Source organism: Desulfocurvus sp. DL1XJH-121, assembly GCF_054819825.1.
The window spans coordinates 1-645 of record NZ_JBTVWW010000057.1 but is presented as its reverse complement, the minus strand read 5'-3'; the positions used below and the strand labels follow the sequence as shown (position 1 = coordinate 645).

1 protein-coding gene is annotated in these 645 nt (G+C 38.8%); it reads right to left on the bottom strand.

Annotated features, from left to right (window positions below):
* Positions 1–28 precede the first annotated feature (28 nt).
* A complete protein-coding gene (locus ACYYG1_RS17310) occupies positions 29–379 on the bottom strand; it encodes a hypothetical protein (protein ID WP_461211583.1) in 351 nt (116 codons plus the stop codon).
* Positions 380–645 lie beyond the last annotated feature (266 nt).

Below are 645 nucleotides of genomic sequence, written 5' to 3'. Positions count from 1 at the left end.
ATAGGCGGCCGAGGCGGCCGCCTAGAAATCACCCCGCCAGGGGCGGCAGTGTCAGGTGAATACTATCTCTGTACAGTTTGCGCATACTAATTATTCGCAAAGGTGGATCTGTAATTTTTTCTATATTTTTTTGTATTAATTCACTTATTTGATAATTTTCACATAAGATTATATCTGGCGAATATGCTTCAAGCCATGAATAAGCTACTTCATTTTTCGCATCATGGATATCAAACGGAACGAAGCATGCAAATTTTCCTCCCCAAATATAGCAAGTAAATTTTATTATCTCTCTAAAACTCTCTTCATCGATATCCATGGGTATTATAATCGCAGTTTTTGGTGGTCGCACATCTGCGGTTAACATCATTTTTCCCATTACAGCTTATCTCCATCAACTTTTTGGTTAAACAATTTTCTACTGATTTAATTCTATTGATATTGAATCCTGAATTTATATAGAGCATATAATGACAGCAAGTCTTTTCCGACAAATTCATTAATTTCCCGACATTTCAATGATGTTCATAAATAAAGCCGCCCCCGTCTCCGGGGGCGGCTTTATTTATGGGGCTGTCCTAGCTAAGAGTTCAGCTTACAGTTAGGATGGCTCCATGTACGAGAGGAAGAGTCGGCTCAGTATTC

Excerpts from the sequence above, each read along its gene's own strand:
- ACYYG1_RS17310 (WP_461211583.1), bottom strand. The coding sequence starts at position 379 with ATGGGAAAAATGATGTTAACCGCAGATGTGCGACCACCAAAAACTGCG.